Source organism: Streptomyces cahuitamycinicus (assembly GCF_002891435.1).
Taxonomy (GTDB): domain Bacteria; phylum Actinomycetota; class Actinomycetes; order Streptomycetales; family Streptomycetaceae; genus Streptomyces; species Streptomyces cahuitamycinicus.
Genome location: NZ_POUC01000450.1, coordinates 1 through 6,151 on the forward strand (window position 1 = coordinate 1; position 6,151 = coordinate 6,151).

General features: G+C 71.1%; 3 protein-coding genes. All 3 read left to right on the forward strand.

Translation table 11 applies throughout. The annotated features are described in order from the left end of the window. Positions 1-55 precede the first annotated feature (55 nt). A complete protein-coding gene (locus C1J00_RS36335; RefSeq protein ID WP_102913195.1) occupies positions 56-3,778 on the forward strand; it encodes a ThuA domain-containing protein in 3,723 nt (1,240 codons plus the stop codon). Positions 3,779-3,864: 86 nt separating this feature from the next. Continuing rightward, positions 3,865-5,049, forward strand: a complete 1,185-nt coding sequence (locus tag C1J00_RS36340; RefSeq protein WP_102913196.1) for an inositol-3-phosphate synthase — start codon at positions 3,865-3,867, stop codon at positions 5,047-5,049. Positions 5,050-5,165: 116 nt separating this feature from the next. After that, on the forward strand, positions 5,166-6,151 hold a 986-nt coding region (locus C1J00_RS36345), incomplete at its 3' end, for an SCO3242 family prenyltransferase (protein WP_102913197.1).

Consider the following 6,151-nt stretch of genomic DNA (forward strand, 5'->3'; position numbering starts at 1 on the left):
AGATGTGCATAAGAGACAGACCCCGTACGGCCCACCCCGTTCCCGGAGGGACTTCGTGCCCAGAACCAGACCCAGAAGCACAGCCACCCCCAGCCGGCCAAGGCTTCGCACCACCGTCGCCCTGTTCACCGGACTGCTCCTCGCCGTCGGCACCCCGGCCACCGTCGCCGGCGCCCACCCCGGCACCGGGGAGCGCGACGAACCGGCAGCCGCCGAGGGCCAGTTCCAGCAGGTGCCGCTCGCCAAGGGCGAACCCGAGATGGGCGAGCCGATGTCGCTCGCCGTGCTCCCCGACCGCAGCGTCCTGCACACCTCGCGCGACGGCACACTGCGCCTCACCGACCAGGGCGGCGTCACCAAGGTCGCCGGCAAACTCGACGTCTACAGCCACGACGAGGAGGGCCTCCAGGGCGTCGGCATCGACCCGGACTTCAAGAACAACCGGGCGATCTACCTCTACTACGCCCCGCCGCTCGACACCCCCGCGGGCGACGCCCCGGAGACCGGTACCGCCGAGGACTTCAAGAAGTTCGACGGCGTCAACCGCCTGTCCCGCTTCGTGCTCAACGCCAACGGCACGCTGAACATGTCCAGTGAGAAGAAGGTCCTGGACGTCGCGGCCTCCCGGGGCATCTGCTGCCACGTCGGCGGCGACATCGACTTCGACGCGGACGGCAACCTCTACCTGTCGACCGGCGACGACACCAACCCCTTCGCCTCCGACGGCTTCACGCCGATCGACGACCGGCCGAACCGCAACCCGGCCTTCGACGCCCGGCGCAGCTCGGGCAACACCAACGACCTGCGCGGCAAGATCCTCCGCATCAAGGTCGCCGAGGACGGCTCGTACACGATCCCGGAGGGCAACCTCTTCGCCCCGGGTACGGACAAGACCCGCCCCGAAATCTACGCGATGGGCTTCCGCAACCCGTTCCGGATGAGCGTCGACGACAAGACCGGCACCGTCTACGTCGGCGACTACGGCCCCGACGCGGGCGCCGCCGACCCCAAGCGCGGCCCCGGAGGGCAGGTCGAGTTCGCCAAGGTGACCGAGCCCGCCAACTTCGGCTGGCCCTTCTGCACCGGCGACAACGACCCCTACGTCGACTACGACTTCGCCACCAAGGAGTCCGGCGAACCGTTCGACTGCGCCGCCCCGAAGAACACCTCGCCGTACAACACGGGCCTCACCGACCTGCCGCCCGCGCAGGCCGCCTGGATCCCGTACGACGGTGACTCCCTGCCCGAGTTCGGCAGCGGCTCCGAGTCCCCGATGGCCGGCCCGGTCTACCGCTACGACCCCGAACTCGACTCCAGCGTGAAGTTCCCCGAGGCGTACGACGGTGACTTCTTCGCCGGTGAGTTCGGCCGCCGCTGGGTCAAGCGCATCGAGCAGGACGCGGACGGCTCCGTCGCGAAGATCAACGACTTCCCCTGGACCGGCACCCAGATCATGGACATGGAGTTCGGCCCCGACGGCGCCCTCTACGTCCTCGACTACGGCGTCTCCTGGTTCCAGGGCGACGAGAACTCCGCCCTGTACCGGATCGAGAACGCCGAGGACGGCTTCTCACCGATCGCCGAGGTGAGCGCCGACAAGACCTCCGGCGCGGCCGGCCTGAAGGTGAAGTTCACCGGCTCCGCGAAGGACGCCGACTCCCCGGACCTCACCTACAGCTGGGACTTCGGCGACGGCACCAAGGGCGAGGGCCTCAACCCCACCCACAGGTACAGGAAGGCCGGCACCTACACCGCCACCTTCACCGCCAAGGACCCCGAGGGCAACACCGGCAACGCCAGCACCCGGATCGTGGTCGGCAACACCGAACCCAAGGTGAGGATCGACATCCCGGGCAACGGCGCCCTGGCCGAGTTCGGCAAGCCCGTCCCGTTCAAGGTGACCGTCACCGACCCCGAGGAGACGGTCGACTGCTCCAAGGTCAAGGTCGCCTACAGCCTCGGTCACGACTCCCACGCCCACGAGCTGACCAGCGAGATGGGCTGCGAGGGCACCCTGAAGCCGCCCCCGGGTGACGGCGGCCACGACCCCAACGCCAACATCTACGGCGTCGTCGGCGCCGGCTACACCGACGGCGGGGCGAACGGCCAGGAGGCCCTGACCGGCACCGCCCGCACCGTGCTCCAGCCGCTGCACCGCCAGGGCGAGCACTTCGCCACCCAGTCGGGCGTGTCGGTGATCGAGAAGACCGGCGCCAACGGCGGCAAGACCGTCGGCGACATCAACGACGGCGACTGGATCTCCTTCAGCCCCTACCGGTTCGACGGGCAGAAGAAGATGACCGTGCGGGCCTCCTCCGGCGGCGCGGGCGGCTTCGTCGAACTGCGCACCGGCTTGCCCGAGGGTCCGCTGCACGGCTCTGCCTACATCCCGCCGACCGGTGGCTGGGAGACGTTCCAGAACGTCGACGTGCCCCTGCGGTCGCTGCCGAAGAAGACCACCGACATCTACCTGGTCTTCAAGGGCGCCGAGGGCGCGCTGTTCGACGTGGACGACTTCGAGTTCTCCAAAAAGCCGTTCAAGGGCGGCAAGAAGGTCCTGGTCTTCTCCAAGACCGCCGGCTTCCGCCACGACTCCATCCCGGCCGGCATCACCGCGCTGAAGGAACTCGGCGGCCCGGCCGGCATCACGGTCGACGCCACCGAGGAGGCGAAGCAGTTCACCACGGCCAACCTCGCCAAGTACGACGCGGTGGCCTTCCTGTCCACCACAGGCGACGTCCTCAACTCCGAGCAGCAGCAGGCGTTCGAGAACTACGTGAAGAACGGCGGCGGATACATGGGCATCCACGCCGCCGCCGACACCGAGTACGACTGGGAGTTCTACGGCGGCCTCGTCGGCGCCTACTTCCACTCGCACCCGGCCATCCAGAAGGCCACCGTCCGCGTCGAGGAGCACGACCACCCCTCGACCGCGCACCTGGACGAGGCCTGGGAGCGCACCGACGAGTGGTACAACTACCGCACCAACCCCCGTGAGCAGGCCAAGGTCCTCGCCACTCTGGACGAGACCACCTACCAGGGCGGCACCATGAAGGGCGACCACCCGATCGCCTGGTGCCAGAGCTATGGAGGCGGCCGGTCCTTCTACACCGGCGGCGGCCACACCAAGGAGTCCTACGCCGAGGAAGCCTTCCGCGCCCACCTGCTCGGCGGCCTCCAGTACGCCACCGGCCAGGTGAAGGCGGACTGCAAGCCGAGCAAGGACCACCGGAAGATCTTCAACGGCCAGAGCCTGGACGGCTGGAAGCAGGCCGGACCCGGCAAGTTCGTCGTCAAGGACGGCGTGATGGAGTCCGAGGGCGGCATGGGTCTGCTCTGGTACCAGGCCAAGGAACTGAAGTCGTACTCCCTCAAGCTCGACTGGAAGATGCGGGGCGACGACAACTCCGGGATCTTCGTGGGCTTCCCCGCCTCCGACGACCCCTGGTCCGCGGTGAACAAGGGCTACGAGATCCAGATCGACGCCACGGACGCGGCCGACCGCACCACCGGCTCCGTCTACTCGTTCAAGTCGGCCAACATCAAGGCCCGTGACCAGGTTCTGCGGCCGCCCGGCCAGTGGAACAACTACGAGATCAAGGTCCAGGGCGAACGCCTCCAGGTGTTCCTCAACGGAGTCAAGATCAATGACTTCACCAACAAGGACCCCCAGCGGAGCCTGACCGACGGTCACATCGGCCTGCAGAACCACGGCGCCGGCGACCAGGTCTCCTTCCGCAACATCCAGTTGAAGGAACTGCCCGTCACGGGTGGCTGAGAGCGGCGGCGGGCGGGGGACGCCGGACCCCCGCCCGCCGTCTCCGTACCTCCCCCCAGGGCTCGCGCACGATCAGGAGGCTGCCCATGTCCGCGTCCCTCTCCCGACCGCGTGTGGGAGTGTGGCTGATCGGAGCCCGCGGCTCCGTCGCCACCACCGTCGTCACGGGGTGCGCCGCCGTCACCGCGGGACTGCACCCGCCCACCGGCATGGTGACCGAGACCCCCGCCTTCACGGACAGCGGTCTGCCCGCACTGTCCGACCTCGTCTTCGGCGGCCACGACACCCTCGACTGCCCCCTGCCCAAACGCGCCGAGACCCTGACCGCCGGCGGCGTCCTCCCACCGGGCACCGCCACCGCCGTCACCGCCGAACTCGCCGCCGCCGACCGGGAGATCCGGCCCGGCGGCCCCGCCCGGGGGGACACCAGGAGCGAGACCGAACTGATCACGGCCTTCGCCGACGACATCCGCGACTTCGTCGACCGCCAGGCACTGGAGCGGGCCGTGGTGGTGAACGTCGCCTCCACCGAACCCGCGTCCCAGGGCCCCGGCTCCCCGCTCCCTGCCAGCACCCTCTACGCGCTGGCGGCCCTGCGCGCCGGCTGCCCCTACGTCAACTTCACCCCCTCCGAGGGCATGCACCACCCCGCCGCCGCCCGCGAGGCCGAACGGAGCGGCCTGCCGTACGCCGGCCGGGACGGCAAAACCGGACAGACGCTGCTGCGCGCCGTGCTGGGCCCCATGTTCGCTCAACGGGCGCTGACCGTCCGGGCCTGGTCCGGCACCAACCTGCTCGGCGGCGGAGACGGCGCGGCCCTCGCCGACCCGGCCGCCGCGGCGGCGAAGAACGCCGGCAAGGAGCGCGTCCTCGCCGACACCCTCGGCGCCGTCCCCCAGGGAGAGGCGCACATCGACGACGTCCCGGCCCTCGGCGACTGGAAGACCGCCTGGGACCACATCGCCTTCGACGGCTTCCTCGGTACCCGCATGATCCTCCAGACCATCTGGCAGGGCTGCGACTCGGCACTAGCGGCACCCCTGGTGCTGGACCTGGCCCGCCTGACCGCCCGCGCCCACGAGGCGGGCGTGTCCGGCCCGCTCGGCGCCCTCGGCTTCTACTTCAAGGACCCGGTGGGGGAGGGGCCCGCCGGGTTGTCCGAGCAGTACGAGGAACTGGTCCGGTTCGGGCGGAGTCTGGGGCGGGCCGACGGAGAGGACCGTGGCGTGCGGTCGGTGAGGGACACCGAGGAGACGGGGGAAGCGCTGTGACACGGCGGCAGAGTCGGGGAAGCGCTGTCACACTGTGGCGGGGTTCCTGCGGATGCCTCGACGGCGCGGTTGCGGGCGCCGCCACTTCGGGCACCGGCGGTGGACCGGCCGGTGGCATGGCCGGACGCATTGCCGGTGGCACTGCCGGTCGTATCGCCGGTGGTGTCGCCGGTCGCATTGCCGGTGGGGCCGGCGGTCGCATCCCCGGTGCCGCCGCCGGTGGCGCCACCGATGGCACGGCCCCCTGCGCATGCGCCGGCCGCTCGCGGCGTAACCGCGCGTGGGCCGAACTCCTGCGACTGCCCGCCCTGTTCAGCGTCCCCGGGGACGCCCTCGCCGGCGCGGCCGCCACCGGTTCGGCACCCGATTCCCGCACGCTGCTCGCCATCGGTTCCTCCCTCTGCCTCTACGAAGCCGGCATGGCCCTCAACGACTGGGCCGACCGCGACGTCGACGCCGTCGAACGCCCGCACCGCCCCCTGCCCTCCGGCCGCGTCCGGCCCGCCGCGGCACTCACGGCGGCCTGCGCCCTCACCGGCGCCGGACTGGCCCTGGCCGCGCGCGCGGGCCGCCCGGCCCTGGCCGTCGCCGCGCCCCTGGCGGTAACCGTGTGGGCGTACGACCTCGGCCTGAAGCACACGCCGGCCGGCCCCCTGGCCATGGGCGCGGCCCGTGGCCTCGACCTGCTCCTGGGAGCCGCTGCCACGACGGGCCACGCCCGCCCCGCCCTGCCTTCCGCGGCCCTCCTCGGCCCCCACACGCTTGCCGTCACCACGGTCTCCCGCCAGGAGGCCCAAGGCGGCTCATCTCTGGCCCCCCTGGCGGCCCTCGCGACGACAGCCCTGCTGACCCGACAGGTGATGCGTCGCTCCGCCCTGCCGACGAGAGGCCGCCGGCAGGAAACCGCCCACGGGCTGACGGGCCCCCGAGCAGCCCGGCCCCCCGGGCTGGAGTCCGTGGCCGGGAGGCGGGGCCTCCGAGCAGCCCGGCCCCTCGGGAAGGGGCTGCTCACCACCGCTCTCGGAGCCGCCTACGCGGCGACGGCCGCACGTCCCTACTTCCACGCCGCCCTGAACCCCTCACCTCCTCTCACCCAACGCGC